Below are 14,601 nucleotides of genomic sequence, written 5' to 3' on the forward strand. Positions count from 1 at the left end.
GGAGGCGTAACCGAATGGCTGACCCGAAGGGTTTTCTCACGCACGACCGGGAGCTGCCGGCGCGCCGCCCCGTGGACGTCCGCATCAGCGACTGGCGCGAGGTCTACCAGGACTTCTCGCAGGAGAAGCTGACCAAGCAGGCGGCCCGCTGCATGGACTGCGGCATCCCGTTCTGCCACAACGGCTGCCCGCTCGGGAACCTCATCCCCGAGTGGAACGACCTCGTCTACCGCACCGACTGGCGCGAGGCGATCGAGCGGCTGCACGCCACGAACAACTTCCCCGAGTTCACGGGCCGGCTCTGCCCGGCCCCGTGCGAGGCGGCGTGCGTGCTCGGCATCAACTCCGACCCCGTGGCGATCAAGCGGGTCGAGGTCGAGATCATCGACCGGGCGTTCGCCGAGGGCTGGGTGATCCCGCAGCCCCCGGCCGTCAAGACCGGCAAGCGGGTCGCGGTCGTCGGCTCGGGCCCTGCGGGCCTGGCCGCCGCGCAGCAGCTCACCAGGGCCGGGCATGATGTGGTCGTGTTCGAGCGGGCCGACCGGATCGGCGGCCTGCTGCGGTACGGCATCCCCGAGTTCAAGATGGAGAAGCGGCACATCGAGCGCCGCCTGGAGCAGATGCGGGCCGAGGGCACCGAGTTCCGCACCGGCGTGAACGTCGGCGTCGACATCACCGCCGCCGAGCTGCGCGATCAGTTCGACGCCGTGGTGCTGTCGGGCGGGGCCACCCAGTGGCGCGACCTGACGGTGACCGGGCGCGAGCTCAAGGGCGTCTACCAGGCGATGGAGTACCTGCCGCTGTCCAACAAGGTCCAGGAGGGCGACTTCGAGACCGCGCCCGTCTCGGCCGAGGGCAAGCACGTCGTGGTGATCGGCGGCGGCGACACCGGCGCCGACTGCATCGGCACGGCGATCCGGCAGGGCGCCGCGTCCGTCACCCAGCTCGAGATCATGCCGCAGCCGCCGGCGAGCAGGCCCGGCAGCCAGCCGTGGCCGACATTCCCGATCCTGTTCAAGATGGAGAGCGCCCACGAGGAGCTGGCCGACGGCGGGGGAGAGCGGGTCTACGCGGTCTCCACGACCGAGTTCGTCGGTGACGCCGACGGCAATGTGCGGGCGCTGCGGCTGGTCGAGGTCGAGGGGCCGCAGGGCGGGTTCAAGCCGATCCCGGGCACGGAGCGCGAGATCCCGGCCGAGCTGGTGACGCTGTCGATGGGCTTCCTCGGCCCGGAGAAGGGTTCGCTGCTGCAGGACCTGTCCGAGGTCGCAGGTGACGGCTTCTACGACGCGCGGGGCAACGTCTCGCGTGACAAGACGTACATGTCCAAGGTGGACGGCGTCTTCGTGGCCGGCGACATGGGCCGCGGGCAGTCGCTCATCGTGTGGGCCATCGCCGAGGGGCGGGCCGCCGCCTCGGGCGTGGACCGGTATCTGACCGGGGAGACGGCGCTGCCGTACCCGATCCTGCCGACCGCGCGGCCGCTGGTGTAACTCAAAGAGGCCGGGACCGCTCAGCGCGGTCCCGGCTTTTTCCCGCGCATTCGCGGGCGATGGCGTCGAGGACGCGCTGCGAGCCGGCGTCGGCGGCGCGGTAGATGACCAGCCGCTGGCCGGGGGCCTGGATCGGGGCCAGCACCTCGTAGTCGACGGTCAGCGGGCCCTTGACGGCGTGCCGCAGCCGCTTCTGGCCCCGGCCGTTGACCCGGACGTCGCGCAGTGCCCACAGGCGGGCGACCTCCTCGCTGGCGGCGGTGAGCTCGTCGACCAGCTCGGTCAGCGCCTTGTCATCGGGATGGGCCGCCCACGAGGCCCGCAGGTCGGCGATGCCCTCGCGCAGCGTGCGCTCCCTGTCGCGGAAGAAGTCGCGCAGCCCCGGGTGGAGCATGCACAGCCACAGGCTGTTGCGCTGCGCCGGCGGCAGCGTGCCGAAGTCCAGCATCAGCCCCGCCATCTCCGGGTTCCACGCCAGGATGTCGAAGCGGTGGTTGAGCAGCATGGCGGGCAGCGGCGACAGGTCGAGCACGAGCCGCGCCAGCGGGCCCGCCTCCTCCGCGGTGGGCGCCTGCCGGTTGGGGCGCTGGCGGGCCAGCTCGAACAGGTAGGCCCGCTCGTCCTCGCTCAGCCGCAGCGCGTCGGCCAGCGCCTCCAGCACCTCGGCCGAGGGACGCAGCCCGCGGCCCTGCTCCAGGCGGATCACGTAGTCGACGCTGACGCCCGCGAGCTCGGCAACCTCCTCCCTGCGCAGGCCCGGCGTGCGCCGCTGGGCGCGACGGGCGGGCAGGGCGACGTCGCCCGGATCCAGGCGCTCGCGGCGGGTGCGCAGGAAGGCGGCGAGCTCGCGGGTCTGGTCCACGGTGTTCATCCCTTGGATCCTACGACCCGCCTTCCTGGGAAGGCCCGTCCCAGGAAGGGCCTTCCCTTCCCCCCGGATCCGGGCCCGAGCAGCCTGGATGGCATGACGACTCTTGACACCTACCGCCTGCTCGGCCGCTCGGGACTGCGCGTCTCGCCGCTCGCGCTGGGGACCATGACGTTCGGCACGGACTGGGGCTGGGGCTCGGACAAGGACGAGTCGCGGCGGATCTTCGACACGTACGTGGACCGGGGCGGCAACTTCATCGACACCGCCAGCCAGTACACGGAGGGCACCGCGGAGACGCTGGTCGGCGAGTTCGCGTCGGGGCGGCGCGAGGAGCTGGTGCTGGCCACGAAGTACACCATGGCCAGGCGGCCCGGCGACCCGAACTCCGGCGGCAACCACCGCAAGAGCATGGTGCAGTCGGTCGAGGCGAGCCTGCGCCGGTTGAACACCGACTTCATCGACCTGCTCTACCTGCACGCCTGGGACTTCACCACCCCGGTGGAGGAGATCCTTCGGGCCATGGACGACCTGGTCAGGGCCGGCAAGGTGCTCTACGTGGGCATCTCCGACGCGCCCGCCTGGCAGGTGTCGCGCATGCAGGCCATCGCCGACCTGCGCGGGTGGGCGCCGCTGATCGCCCTCCAGATCGAGTACAGCCTGGTCGAGCGGACCGTCGAGCGGGACCTCATCCCGATGGCGCGGGAGATGGGGCTCGGAGTCATCCCGTGGTCGCCGCTGGCCGGCGGGGTGCTGACCGGCAAGTACGGCCGGGACGACCTCGCCCAGGAGGTCTCCGCCGACCCGTCCGGCACGCGCAAGAACGTGGCAGCGGCCAACGGGTCGCTGACCGAGCGTGCCCTGGACATCGCCGACGTGGTCAAGCAGGTCGCCGGCGAGCTCGGGGTCAAGCCGTCGCAGGTCGCGCTGGCCTGGACGACGCTGAACCCCGGCGTCACGGCGCCCATCGTGGGGGCGCGCACGACGGCGCAGCTGGAGGACAACCTGGGGGCCCTGGACGTGCGCTTCGGCGACGGCCAGCTGGCCGCGCTGGAGGAGGCCGGCCGGGTGGATCTCGGGTTCCCGCACGAGTTCCTGGCCCGGCCGATGCCGCGCCAGGTCATGCTGGGCGGCGTCAAGCTCGACCTCACCCGCTGACCCCCGTGTCCCGAGGCGCCCGCCCGTACGGCGGGCGCCTTCGGCATGTCCAAGGAATTGCACACTCTGCAAGTCTTGCAGAGTGTGCAAGAGTTGCGTACAGTGCAAGACATGGAGAGTCCGCAGCAGCGTCGAGACCGTCGGCGGGCCGAGAAGCGGCAGGCCATCAGGGTCGCCGCGGTGAAGATCGCGCTCGACGAGGGGATCGAGGCCGCGACCGTGGAGGCGATCAGCGCGGCGGCCGACATCTCGCCGCGCACCTTCTTCAACTACTTCGCCTCCAAGGAGGAGGCGCTCGTCATGGAGCCGCTCTGGCACCCCGAGGAGCTCGTCGGCATGCTCGCGGAAAGGCCCGCCGACGAGCCCGCCTTCCAGTCGCTGAAAACGGTGATGCGGACCTTCGCCGTCCGGAGCCAGCGGATCTGGACGGACATGCAGCCGTTCATGGAGCTGCGCAAGCGCCACCCCGAACTGGCCGCCAAGTCCAGGGCCGTCGACGAGACGAAGATCATGGACACGATCTTCGACGCCGTCAGGAGCCGTCCGGGCGTCACCGGCCCCATCCACGCCAGGCTGCTCATCGTCGCGTCGTTCGGCGCCGCCATCTCGGCGATCCAGGAGGCGACGGCCGGCGGCGGCTCGGTGGAAGACCTGCTCGAAGAGGCGTTCACGCTGCTGGAGAACGGACTCTGACCCCATAGGAAAGCGGCGACCGGGGTGGCACCCCCGATCGCCGCGGATCACTCCTGCCCTCGCGAAAGAAGCAAGGAGACGACCAATGCTATCCACAACCACGCCCGAGGCCGCACCTCGGCGCTCACTCTGGGTGAGCATGGGCTCACTCATGCTCACCATGTTCCTGGCCGCCGTCGACCAGACCGTCGTGGCGACCGCCATGCCGACCATCGTGGGCGAGCTGAACGGCCTGGAGAGCCTGTCGTGGCTGGTCACCGCGTTCGCGCTGACCTCGGGCATCGCCACGCCCCTCTACGGCAAGCTCAGCGACATGTACGGCCGCAAGAACCTCTACCTGTCGGCCATCGTCCTGTTCGTCCTCGGCTCGGCCCTGTGCGGGCTCGCGCAGTCGATGGGCCAGCTCATCGCCTTCCGGGCCTTCCAGGGCATCGGGGCGGGCGGTCTCATGGTGCTGACCATGACCATCGTCGGCGACCTGGTCACGCCCCGCGAACGGGCCAGGTACCAGGGCATCTTCGGCGCGGTCTTCACACTGGCCTCGATCGCCGGGCCGATCCTCGGCGGCTACCTCACCCAGCACGTCTCCTGGCGCTGGATCTTCTACATCAACCTGCCGCTCGGCGTGGTGGCGCTGGCCGTGGCGTTCGCCGTGCTGAAGCTGCCCAAGCGCGTCTCCCCGCACCGCATCGACTGGCTCGGCGCCGTGCTCATCTCCGGGCTGCTGACCTGCCTGACGCTGTTCGCCTCCTGGGGCGGCACCCTCTACGCCTGGTCCTCGCCGGTCGTCATCGGGCTCGGCGGCGGCGCGGTGCTGCTGGCCGTGCTGTTCGTGCTGGTGGAGCGGACGGCGGCCGAACCTGTGCTGCCGCTGCGGCTGTTCCGCGACCGGACGTTCACGATCCCGGTGGCCTCCGTCGTGCTCATGGCCACCGCGATGCTCGGCGCGGCCACGTTCCTGCCCGTGTTCCTGCAGCTGGCCACCGGGGCGAGCGCGGCGGACTCGGGGCTGCTGCTGCTCCCGATGATGGTCGGGATGGTCGTCTCGTCGACGCTGACGGGGCAGCTCGTGCACCGGTTCGGCCGGTTCAAGTGGTTCATGGTCACGGGGACGGCGCTCGCCGGGGTGGCCGGGCTCCTGTTCTCCACCATGGACCTCGGGACCAGCGGGTTCGTCTCCGGCGCGTACATGGCCCTCTTCGGGGCCGGGCTCGGCATGGTCATGCAGAACGTGCTGCTGGTCGTGCAGACCACCACCGCGGCGGCGGACCGGGGCGCGGCGACCTCGGCCGTCACGTTCGCCCGGGGCGTCGGCGGCGCGGTGGGCGTGGCGGTGCTGGGCGGCGTCTTCAGCGGCAGGCTCGCGCTGGGACAGGCCTCGCTCACGCCCGAGGCCATCCAGGCGCTGCCCGAGGCCGCGCGGCACGCCACGCAGCTCGCCTTCTCCGACGCCATCAGCGGGGTGTTCGCGTGGGTGGGGCCGATCCTGCTGGCCGCCGCGTTGCTGCTGGCGTTCCTGAGGAACGTACGCCTGACCGACCAGGCCCCGTCCGAGCCGGTCGCGCAGGAACCCGCCCCGGAGCCCGGCGTACGGGCCTGAGCCCAGGGCTGAGCGGATCCCGTACCCGGGGTCCGCTTAGCTACCTTTAGGCCGAAATTTCGTCAGTTGGTTGCATCACCTGGTAAGTGTCGGGAAGATGCAGAATCTGCGGCACTGGGTGGATGGGGGAACAATGCGGCGGGTCGCCTCTGGCTTGACGGCGTTGGCCACCGTGGTCGCGATGGCCGCCTGCTCGCCCGGCGCATCGCAGGCCCCGCCCCGCGCCGCCACCCCCCGAGGCCCCGAATACCTCGTCTTCTACACCCAAGGCGGCCGGCAACAGGCGCAGCAGGCCGTCGAAAGCGCCGGCGGCACCACGCTCGCGAACGACGCCAAACTCGGCTACCTGACGGCCACGGGCGGCGGTGGCAGGTTCGCCGAAAACGTGGGCGCCGACGGATCCGTCGTCGGGGTTTCCCCGGACCGCAGCATCGGCTTCGCCGAAGCCGGCGCCGCCCGCGCCGCCACCCGCCGTACCGGAGGAGCCAAGGGCCGGTCGGCGGCCTTCCCCGACGCGCGGTCGTTCACCAGGAGCGGCTCGGGAGAGCCGCTCGCCGGCCGCCAGTGGGACATGCGGATGATCGGCGCCGACCGCGCCAACGCCAAGGTGCCCGGCAGCAGGCAGGTGCTGGTCGGCGTCATCGACACCGGCGTGGACGGCAAGCACCCCGACATCGCCCCCAACTTCAACCGCGAGCTCAGCCGCAACTTCGTCACCGACAAGCCCAAGGACGAGGACGGCGAGACGCTCGACGGCCCCTGCGAGGTCAGCAGCTGCAAGGACCCCGTGGACGAGGACGACGACGGCCACGGCACCCACGTCGCCAGCACGATCGCCGCCCCGATCAACGGCATCGGCATCGCCGGCGTCGCCCCCGGCGTGCAGATCGTGAACATCAGAGCAGGCCAGGACTCCGGCTTCTTCTTCCTCAAGCCCAGCCTCGACGCGCTCACCTACGCCGGCGACATCGGCGTGGACGTCGTGAACATGAGCTACTACGTCGACCCCTGGCTGTTCAACTGCACGAACAACAAGGCCGACTCCAGGAAGCAACAGCTCGAACAGGCGGCCATCATCACCGGCATGCAGCGGGCACTCGACTACGCCCGCCAGCGCGGCGTCACCCTCATCTCCGCCCTCGGCAACGGCTCCACCGACCTCGGCCACCCCAAGGTCGACAAGGAGAGCCCCGGCTACCCGGTGGGCGAGAAGAAGGAGCGCCAGGTCGACAACTCCTGCGTCAACGTGCCCGCCGAGTCCTCCGGCGTCATCTCCGTCGCCGGGCTCGGCCCCTCCGGCCGCAAGGCGATCTACAGCGACTACGGCGTCGAACAGGCCGATGTGTCCGCGCCCGGCGGCGACGCGCTGGACGGCACGGGCGCCAAGGCCACCCGCTCGATCCTGGGCGCCGCGCCCGAGCACGTGCTGCGGGCCGCCGGGCGGATCGACGCGAAGGGCGAGCCCAAGGGCGCCGACGTCGTCAAGGACTGCAAGGGCGACACCTGCGCCTACTACCAGTACCTCGACGGCACCTCCATGGCCGCCCCGCACGCCACGGGAGTCGCCGCCATCCTCATCAGCCGCTTCGGCAAACCCGGCAGGGGCGGCCTCGAACTGGCCCCGGCCACCGTCGAGGACCTGCTGTACAAGACCGCCACTCCCAAGGCCTGCCCCACGCCCCGCCAATATGTGTACAAAGCCTACGGCCAGGACGTCACGCAGGTCTGCGAGGGAGACCAGGCGGACAACGGCTTCTTCGGGCACGGTGTCGTGGACGCATGGAAAGCGGCTACCGTCGAACCATGATGTATCGCATCATCGCGGACGCCGCGATGATGGTGCACTTCGCGTTCCTGGCCTACCTGGCCGTGGGCGGGTTCCTCGCGTGGCGCTGGCGGCGTACGATCTGGGCGCACCTGGCCGTGGTCGGCTGGGGCCTGCTCTCGCTCGTGACCGGCGTCGAGTGCCCGCTCACCGTGGTCGAGGACTGGGGACGCCGGAACGCGGGGCTGCCCGAGCTGCCCCGCGGTGGATTCATCGACAACTACATCGAGGGCGTGATCTACCCGGAGCAGTACACGAACTTGGTACGTCTGGGGGTCGCCGTTCTCGTTCTGTTCTCTTACGTAGGCTACGTTCTCCGTCGTCAGTGACTGCCAAGTGGTCTGTACCAATTAAGGTAGGACTCGTGACTCGTCGCGCGAAAATCGTCTGCACCCTAGGCCCCGCCACCTCCTCCAAAGAACGCCTCCGCGAGCTGATCGCCGCAGGCATGGACGTGGCACGGTTCAACCTCAGCCATGGCACTCATGACATGCACAGAGAGGTCTACGACCGGGTCAGGGAGGTGGCGGCCGACCTCGGCCGCGGCGTAGGCATGCTCGCCGACCTGCAGGGCCCCAAGATCCGCGTCGGCACGTTCGAGGAGGGCCCCGTCAGGCTGGGCTTCGGCGACGTCTTCACCATCACCACCGAAGACGTCCCGGGCGACCGCGAGCAGGTCTCCACCACCTACAAGGGGCTGCCGAACGACGTGCGCCCCGGTGACACGATCCTCGTCGACGACGGCCGCCTCGTGCTCGAGGCCACCCGCGTCGACGGTGAGCGCATCACCACCCGTGTCGTCATCGGCGGCATGATCTCCGACAACAAGGGCCTCAACCTGCCCGGCGTCAACGTCAGCGCCCCCGCCCTGACCGACAAGGACGAGGCCGACCTGCGCTGGGCGCTGCGCACCGGCTTCGACATGATCGCCCTGTCCTTCGTCCGCCGCCCGTCCGACGCCGACGTGGTGCGCAACATCATGGAGCAGGAGGCCGTACGCCTGCCGCTGCTCGCCAAGATCGAGAAGCCGCAGGCCGTCGACCGCCTCCCCGAGATCGTCGAGGCCTTCGACGGCATCATGGTCGCCCGCGGCGACCTGGGCGTCGAGCTGCCGCTGGAGCAGGTGCCGATCGTGCAGCGGCGCATCATCGAGCTGTGCCGCGAGAAGGCCCACCCGGTCATCGTCGCCACCCAGATGCTCGACTCGATGATGAACGCCCCGCGCCCCACCCGGGCCGAGGCCTCCGACGTGGCCTACGCGGTCATGGACGGCGCCGACGCGGTCATGCTGTCGGGCGAGACGTCGGTCGGCAACTACCCGATCGAGTCCGTCTCCACGATGGACCGCATCGCCTGCGCCGCCGAGGAGACGTCCCTGCACGCCACGCACACGCTGGAGCGCATGCCGGAGACCACCGGCGGCGCCATCGCGCGGGCGGCGGCCGAGGTGGGGGCCATCGTGGGGGCCAAGGCACTGGTGGCGTTCACGATGTCGGGGGAGACGGCGCGCCGCCTGGCCCGCTACCGCTCGCCGATCCCGCTGCTGGCCTTCACGTCGTCGCCGCACGTGCGGGGGCAGCTGTCGTTGACGTGGGGGGTGGAGACGTTCCACGTGCCGTTCGTGCACCACACCGATGACATGGTGCGGCAGGTGGAGGCTTCGCTGCTGTCGTCCGGGCGGCTGGAGAAGGGGGACAAGGTGGTCATCGTGGCCGGCTCGCCTCCCGGCACCCCGGGCTCCACCAACGCCCTGCGCGTCCACACCGTCGGTTCGGCCGTCTCCCACACGCACTAACCTTCAGTTTTTACGGCTGCGCACGGTCGGCGCCACCCGCCGACCGTGGCTGAGGGCCCTCCAGGGAGACGCTTACCCGCCTCACCGGCGCGCCGCCGCAACGGCGGGCCGTGGGCCATCTCCGTGGTTCTCGCTTGACCGGCGCGCCAGGGGACACGGGGCACGCCCACGCCGCCCGCGCGTTCCGACTTGATCGCGCGAAGGACCTGAGGGCGCCCACGCGTCTCGATGGGCGGCCCCACCACCATGCGCCCCCCAGCGCTGCGCCCGCCCTGACCCAGGGCGGGCGGCGTTGGTAGGGGCGGTCAGGGGGTCAGTTGGCGTGCAGGGCGGCGTTCAGCTCGATGCCGCCGCCCGTGCGCGGCACCGCCTCCACCGCGCCCGACTGCGAGTTGCGGCGCAGCAGGACCCCGTTCGAGCCCGACAGCTCGGCGGCCTTCACCACCGTGCCGTCCGGGAGCGCGACCTTCGTGCCCGCCGTCACGTACAGCCCGGCCTCCACCACGCAGTCGTCCCCCAGCGAGATGCCGATGCCCGCGTTGGCGCCGAGCAGGCAGCGCTCGCCGATCGAGATGACCTGCTTGCCGCCGCCGGACAGCGTCCCCATGATCGAGGCGCCGCCGCCCACGTCGGAGCCGTCGCCGACGACCACGCCGGCCGAGATGCGGCCCTCGACCATGGAGGCGCCCAGGGTGCCGGCGTTGAAGTTGACGAAGCCCTCGTGCATGACCGTGGTGCCGCTCGCCAGGTGGGCGCCCAGGCGCACCCGGTCCGCGTCGGCGATCCGCACGCCGGAAGGCAGCACGTAGTCCACCATCCGCGGGAACTTGTCCACCCCGTACACCGTCACCGCGCCCCTCGCCCGCAGCCGCAGGCGCGTCCGCTCGAAGTCCGGCACCGGGCACGGACCGAAATTGGTCCACGCGACGTTGGCGAGCAGGCCGAAGACGCCGTCCAGGTTGACCCCGTGCGGCCTGACCAGGCGCGCGGACAGCAGGTGCAGCCGCAGGTAGACGTCGTGGGCGTCCACGGGCGCCTCGGAGAGCTTGGCGATGCCGGTGCGCACCGCCACCACCTCCACGCCCCGCGCCGCATCGGGACCCGTCAGCTCGGCCAGCTCACCGGCCTCGCCAGCGGAGAGCCGCTCGGTGCCCGTCGCGGGCGCGTCGCCCAGCTCGGGGGCGGGGAACCAGGTGTCGAGTACGGTGCCGTCGGCGGCGATGGTCGCGAGGCCGACGCCGAACGCGCCGGTCGAGGTGGGATCGATAGCAGTCACGGGCCCAAAAATACCGTTTCCGGGTCAGCCGAGAGCGCCCAGGTCGGCGGAGAGCCAATGCTCGGGTCGCATCCGGAACGTCATGAGCACGTGCAGGTCCGAGCCCTGCACGTATCCCTCCACCGCGTCGGGCGGCAGGTAGCGGGAGGAGATGCGGGTCAGGTCCTCCAGCGTCGTGGGCCCGGAGCGCACGACGGGCCCCTCGACGGACACGTACCGGTAGGTCGGGCTGACCCGCTGCACCAGCATCGAGAACCTGGTCGCCTTCGCGATCAGCTTGGCCTTGCGCGAGCCGCCGTCCGTCAGGAAGCGGATCTCGCCGCCGGGGACGTAGTCGTACCAGACGGGCACGATCAGCGGCGCGCGCCCGTCACCCGTCTCCACCGCCAGGCTCGCGATGTGCGGCTCCGCCAGGAACGCCTCCCTCGCCGCCACGCTCAACGGCATGCCGCCCCACCCCCGTCTGCATCGATCTTGAGACCGATATTCCCGATGGGAGCGATCCCGAAAGCTCCTCGATCGCGGTTTTGCCCAGGTGATCCCCATCCGCGGCGGCCAGGTTCCGGGCCACGACCGTCGTAGCCGTGTGCACGAACCCCGCCAGCGCCCGCGACCGTACCCCCTCCGGCCAGGCCAGCACCACCGTCGTCGGAGCGCCGTCGAGCACCGGAACACACACCAGATCCCGCCGCAGATGATCCCGCACCGACTCCGGCACCACCGCGATCAACCGCCCCAACGCCACCAGTTGCATCAACATGGACGGATCGTGCAGCTCCGGACGCTGACCCGGCCAGCACGGAGTCGAGTCCTCCTCCAACTCGGCCAGGCGCACAAAAGGCCGCCCCGACAGCCGGTGCCCGGGCGGCACGATCGCCACACTGCCCTCCTCCCGGAGCGGCTCGCTGTCGAAACCCGCCAGATCCTCGTACGGGCTGTGCAGGAACGCCACGTCGGCCGTGCCGTCACGCAGCATCCGCGCCCGCTCCGTCACCGCGCACAGGACCAGATCCACCTCGACGGCGTCCGGATGGGCGCGATAGGCGGCGAGGATCTCCGGCAGCAGGCCGCCGTCGCCACCCGCCTTCATCGCCACCACCAGCCGGGGCACGGCGCGCCCCGCCCGCTGCGTGCGCACCGTCGCGGCGGCCACCGCGTCGAGGACCTTGGCCGCCTCCCTGGCCAGCACCTCGCCCGCCGGAGTCAGCGAGATCCGCCGCCCCGACCGGTCGAACAACGTCACCCCGAGCCGCCGCTCCAGCTTCTGGATCGCCCTCGACAACGGCGGCTGCGCCATGCCCAGCCGCGCGGCCGCCCGCCCGAAGTGCAGCTCCTCCGCGACGGCGGCGAAATAGGCCAGCTCGCGCGTTTCCATACCCTCAGGGTATGGCCCATGACCCACCCGGTGTTGGCCCCGGAACCGCCGGCGATGATGTGCTTCCCGACATGACCGACAAGACCACAGCCCTGGTGACCGGGGCGAACAAGGGCATCGGATACGAGGCCGCCGCCGGACTCGCGCGCACGGGCATGACAGTGCTGCTCGGCTCCCGCGACCGGGCACGCGGGGAGGAGGCCGCCGCCCGGCTCCGCGCCGAGGGCGGCGACGTGCGCCCCGTCCTGCTGGACGTCACCGACCCGGCCACGATCGACGCCGCCGCCGCCACGCTGACCCGCCTCGACGTGCTGGTCAACAACGCCGGAATCGCGGGCCCCATGGGCGACCCGCCCAGCGCGATGTCCCCGCGAACCCTCCGGGAGGTGCTCGAGACGAACGTCGTCGGCGTCCTCATGGTCACCAACGCCATGCTCCCCCTGCTCAGACGCTCACCGGCGGCCCGCATCGTGAACGTCTCCAGCGGCGTCGGCTCCCTCGCCCACCACACCGACCCCGGCCACTACATGTCCGCCCTGCCGCCCTCGGCCACCTATCCCGTGTCCAAGACCGCGCTCAACTCCCTGACCGTCCAGTACGCCAAGGAACTGCGCGAGGAAGGCATCCTCGTCAACGCCGCCGCCCCGGGCGCCTGCGCCACCGACCTCACCAAGGACCTGCCGTACAAACCCACCCGCACGGCCGCGGACGGGGCCGCCGTCGTCATCCGGCTGGCCACCCTCGGCCCCGACGGCCCGACCGGCGGCTTCTACGACGACGCCGGGGCCATGCCCTGGTGACCGGTCAGTATTTCGGGCCGATGTGAAGGTCGAGCAGCTCCACCGCCTCCCTGCGGGCGACCGAGAGCTCGTTGCGGTTGTTGAACCGCCAGGCCACGCCGAGCAGATCGAGCGCCTCGCCGCAGAGGGCGAGGATGTCGGGGGACTCGTTCTTGAAGTGGTAGCGCGGATATTCGTACCAGCGGACGCCGCTGGGCAGGACGCGGCGGACCCGGTTGGTCCCACGCCAGCCGTCGGAGTGGATGAGGCCCCTGACGAACCTCCCGGGATGCGCCGAGACGATCTCCCGCTGCCACGGCTCGAGCACGATCGAGCGCTCATGCTTCTTGCCGGGGCCGTGCTGCGGGAACAGGTGCGGCCGGTGCTTGGAGAGGCTCTTGACCTCGGTGCACCCGTTGCGCCTGCGCCGGCTCACGGCTGAGGCCGGCATCACCCGTGCCATCGTCGCGGCGGCTTCTTCGATGAGGCCGGGCCGGCTGTCGTCGCAGTAGACGGTGAGCAGGTGGACCCCCTTGAGGCAGCGCACGATGTGGCCGTCGCCGAGATAGAGGCCGAGTAACTGGGCGTAACCGTCGGCGGGCGTCGGAGAGAGCGGAATCGGCGCACAACGGGCGCAACCGCGGGCCGTGGGGGAGCGACTCTCGGGCACCTCGCGCCACCGGCGGATGGTGCTCAGGCTGACGCCGGTCTGGCGGCTCGCCTCGCCGACGCTGAGCCCGGCCTCCAGCAGGCGCAGCGTGCGGTTGCGTAGAGTGCGATCGTGCATGCGCAGAGTGTCGCAGCCGGGTACGACAAAACCGCCCGGCCGAGAAGCCGGGCGGTTTGAAAGTGCCCCGGGTGGGATTCGAACCCACACTGAATGGATTTTGAGGCCATCGACTCTGCCGATTGGTCTACCGGGGCGGCATTTGTCCGGTCTGTGATCTCGGAGTGTAAAGCACCGAGCCGCACCGGCGTGGATCTAATCTACCGGACATCGGTACTCTTCTGCTCGTGAGTACGCAGCGGCGAGTAGTGATCGCGGAAGACGAGGCCCTGATCCGCCTCGACCTCAAGGAGATGCTCCAGGAGGACGGCTACGTCGTCGTGGGCGAGGCCGGGGACGGTGAGCAGGCGATCCGGCTGGCCGCCGATCTGAGGCCGGACCTCGTGATCCTGGACGTGAAGATGCCCGTGCTCGACGGCATCTCGGCGGCCGAGCGGATCGCGGCCGAGCGGATCGCCCCGTGCCTGATCCTGACCGCGTTCTCCCAGCGTGACCTGGTCGAGCGGGCCAGGGACGCGGGGGCGATGGCCTATCTGGTCAAGCCGTTCACGAAGGCGGATCTGGTGCCGGCGATCGAGATGGCGGTCAGCAGGCACGAGGAGATGGTCGCGCTGGCGTCCGAGGTGTCGAGCCTGTCGGAGCGGCTGGAGACCAGGAAGCTGGTGGAGCGGGCCAAGGGTCAGCTGATGACGCAGCACGGCTGGAGTGAGCCGCAGGCGTTCAGGTGGATCCAGAAGGCGTCGATGGATCGGCGGTTGAGCATGCGTGAGGTTGCTCAGATCGTTATAGATGACGCGGCCGAGCGGGGCTGAAAAAGGCCTATATCAAGTCTTTTGGGCCGGTGGGTTGTGGTGTGGTCACGAGTGGGCATCCAACCGGCTTCGAGTGCTTTTCGTGGGAGGTGTTCCGGCGCGTAACTGATGGGCGGACGGAAGGTCCGCTCATCTCGAAC

Annotated in this window: 14 protein-coding genes and 1 tRNA gene; 9 read left to right on the plus strand and 6 right to left on the minus strand. The window is 70.6% G+C overall.

Annotation, left to right across the window (positions count from 1 at the left end):
• Positions 1-14: 14 nt before the first annotated feature.
• Positions 15-1,493 (plus strand): glutamate synthase subunit beta, encoded by a 1,479-nt coding sequence (locus ABZX61_RS05810; RefSeq protein WP_355191826.1) that lies wholly within the window; start codon positions 15-17, stop codon positions 1,491-1,493.
• A 1-nt stretch (position 1,494) separates the two neighbouring features.
• Here the strand turns inward: ABZX61_RS05810 and ABZX61_RS05815 are convergent, their stop codons facing one another.
• Complete coding sequence (locus ABZX61_RS05815) at positions 1,495-2,364, minus strand: helix-turn-helix transcriptional regulator (RefSeq protein ID WP_355191828.1); 870 nt, start codon at positions 2,362-2,364, stop codon at positions 1,495-1,497.
• A 93-nt stretch (positions 2,365-2,457) separates the two neighbouring features.
• Between ABZX61_RS05815 and ABZX61_RS05820 the strand changes: the two genes are divergently transcribed.
• The 6 genes from ABZX61_RS05820 to pyk all read left to right on the plus strand — a co-directional run bounded on the left by ABZX61_RS05820 (position 2,458) and on the right by pyk (position 9,432).
• A complete protein-coding gene (locus ABZX61_RS05820) occupies positions 2,458-3,519 on the plus strand; it encodes an aldo/keto reductase (RefSeq protein ID WP_355191830.1) in 1,062 nt (353 codons plus the stop codon).
• A gap of 111 nt (positions 3,520-3,630) precedes the next feature.
• Positions 3,631-4,212 (plus strand): TetR/AcrR family transcriptional regulator, encoded by a 582-nt coding sequence (locus tag ABZX61_RS05825; RefSeq protein ID WP_355191832.1) that lies wholly within the window; start codon positions 3,631-3,633, stop codon positions 4,210-4,212.
• Positions 4,213-4,297: 85 nt separating this feature from the next.
• Positions 4,298-5,812 carry an MDR family MFS transporter gene (locus tag ABZX61_RS05830; RefSeq protein WP_355191834.1) on the plus strand — a complete coding sequence of 505 codons (1,515 nt, stop codon included), beginning with the start codon at positions 4,298-4,300 and terminating at the stop codon, positions 5,810-5,812.
• A 172-nt stretch (positions 5,813-5,984) separates the two neighbouring features.
• A complete protein-coding gene (locus tag ABZX61_RS05835; protein WP_355192700.1) occupies positions 5,985-7,619 on the plus strand; it encodes a S8 family serine peptidase in 1,635 nt (544 codons plus the stop codon).
• Positions 7,616-7,966: a DUF2784 domain-containing protein gene (locus tag ABZX61_RS05840; RefSeq protein ID WP_355191836.1), complete on the plus strand. Its 351-nt coding sequence runs from the start codon at positions 7,616-7,618 to the stop codon at positions 7,964-7,966. Before ABZX61_RS05835 ends, ABZX61_RS05840 begins: the two co-directional genes overlap by 4 nt.
• A gap of 35 nt (positions 7,967-8,001) precedes the next feature.
• On the plus strand, positions 8,002-9,432 hold the full coding sequence (pyk, locus tag ABZX61_RS05845) for a pyruvate kinase (protein ID WP_355191838.1): 1,431 nt from the start codon (positions 8,002-8,004) through the stop codon (positions 9,430-9,432).
• A 313-nt stretch (positions 9,433-9,745) separates the two neighbouring features.
• Here pyk and dapD read toward each other — a convergent pair whose 3' ends face one another.
• From dapD to ABZX61_RS05860, 3 genes are read right to left on the minus strand one after another with little or no spacing between them, the layout of a single operon-like run.
• Positions 9,746-10,708: a 2,3,4,5-tetrahydropyridine-2,6-dicarboxylate N-succinyltransferase gene (gene dapD / locus ABZX61_RS05850; RefSeq protein ID WP_350726299.1), complete on the minus strand. Its 963-nt coding sequence runs from the start codon at positions 10,706-10,708 to the stop codon at positions 9,746-9,748.
• A 24-nt stretch (positions 10,709-10,732) separates the two neighbouring features.
• A complete protein-coding gene (locus ABZX61_RS05855) occupies positions 10,733-11,155 on the minus strand; it encodes a pyridoxamine 5'-phosphate oxidase family protein (protein ID WP_350726301.1) in 423 nt (140 codons plus the stop codon).
• Positions 11,079-12,083 carry a LysR family transcriptional regulator gene (locus ABZX61_RS05860; protein WP_355191840.1) on the minus strand — a complete coding sequence of 335 codons (1,005 nt, stop codon included), beginning with the start codon at positions 12,081-12,083 and terminating at the stop codon, positions 11,079-11,081. Before ABZX61_RS05860 ends, ABZX61_RS05855 begins: the two co-directional genes overlap by 77 nt.
• 71 nt (positions 12,084-12,154) lie before the next feature.
• On the opposite strand from ABZX61_RS05860, the gene ABZX61_RS05865 reads away from it, so the two are divergent.
• Positions 12,155-12,883, plus strand: a complete 729-nt coding sequence (locus ABZX61_RS05865) for an SDR family oxidoreductase (protein WP_355191842.1) — start codon at positions 12,155-12,157, stop codon at positions 12,881-12,883.
• 4 nt (positions 12,884-12,887) lie between these two features.
• Here ABZX61_RS05865 and ABZX61_RS05870 read toward each other — a convergent pair whose 3' ends face one another.
• Both ABZX61_RS05870 and ABZX61_RS05875 read right to left on the minus strand, forming a co-directional pair.
• Positions 12,888-13,649, minus strand: a complete 762-nt coding sequence (locus tag ABZX61_RS05870) for a helix-turn-helix domain-containing protein (protein WP_355191844.1) — start codon at positions 13,647-13,649, stop codon at positions 12,888-12,890.
• A gap of 63 nt (positions 13,650-13,712) precedes the next feature.
• Positions 13,713-13,786, minus strand: a tRNA-Leu gene (locus ABZX61_RS05875).
• A 90-nt stretch (positions 13,787-13,876) separates the two neighbouring features.
• Here ABZX61_RS05875 and ABZX61_RS05880 point away from each other — a divergent pair.
• On the plus strand, positions 13,877-14,461 hold the full coding sequence (locus tag ABZX61_RS05880) for a response regulator (RefSeq protein ID WP_350726309.1): 585 nt from the start codon (positions 13,877-13,879) through the stop codon (positions 14,459-14,461).
• The last annotated feature ends 140 nt before the right edge of the window (positions 14,462-14,601 follow it).

It is taken from the genome of Nonomuraea sp. NPDC003709 (genome assembly GCF_040610775.1).
Taxonomy (GTDB): Bacteria; Actinomycetota; Actinomycetes; order Streptosporangiales; family Streptosporangiaceae; genus Nonomuraea; species Nonomuraea angiospora_A.

Coding starts and splice junctions, on each gene's coding strand:
- ABZX61_RS05870 (WP_355191844.1), bottom strand. CDS start 13,649: ATGCACGATCGCACTCTACGCAACCGCACGCTGCGCCTGCTGGAGGCC.
- ABZX61_RS05860 (WP_355191840.1), bottom strand. CDS start 12,083: ATGGAAACGCGCGAGCTGGCCTATTTCGCCGCCGTCGCGGAGGAGCTG.
- ABZX61_RS05815 (WP_355191828.1), bottom strand. CDS start 2,364: ATGAACACCGTGGACCAGACCCGCGAGCTCGCCGCCTTCCTGCGCACC.
- ABZX61_RS05855 (WP_350726301.1), bottom strand. CDS start 11,155: ATGCCGTTGAGCGTGGCGGCGAGGGAGGCGTTCCTGGCGGAGCCGCAC.
- ABZX61_RS05830 (WP_355191834.1), top strand. CDS start 4,298: ATGCTATCCACAACCACGCCCGAGGCCGCACCTCGGCGCTCACTCTGG.
- ABZX61_RS05865 (WP_355191842.1), top strand. CDS start 12,155: ATGACCGACAAGACCACAGCCCTGGTGACCGGGGCGAACAAGGGCATC.
- ABZX61_RS05840 (WP_355191836.1), top strand. CDS start 7,616: ATGATGTATCGCATCATCGCGGACGCCGCGATGATGGTGCACTTCGCG.
- ABZX61_RS05820 (WP_355191830.1), top strand. CDS start 2,458: ATGACGACTCTTGACACCTACCGCCTGCTCGGCCGCTCGGGACTGCGC.
- ABZX61_RS05825 (WP_355191832.1), top strand. CDS start 3,631: ATGGAGAGTCCGCAGCAGCGTCGAGACCGTCGGCGGGCCGAGAAGCGG.
- ABZX61_RS05810 (WP_355191826.1), top strand. CDS start 15: ATGGCTGACCCGAAGGGTTTTCTCACGCACGACCGGGAGCTGCCGGCG.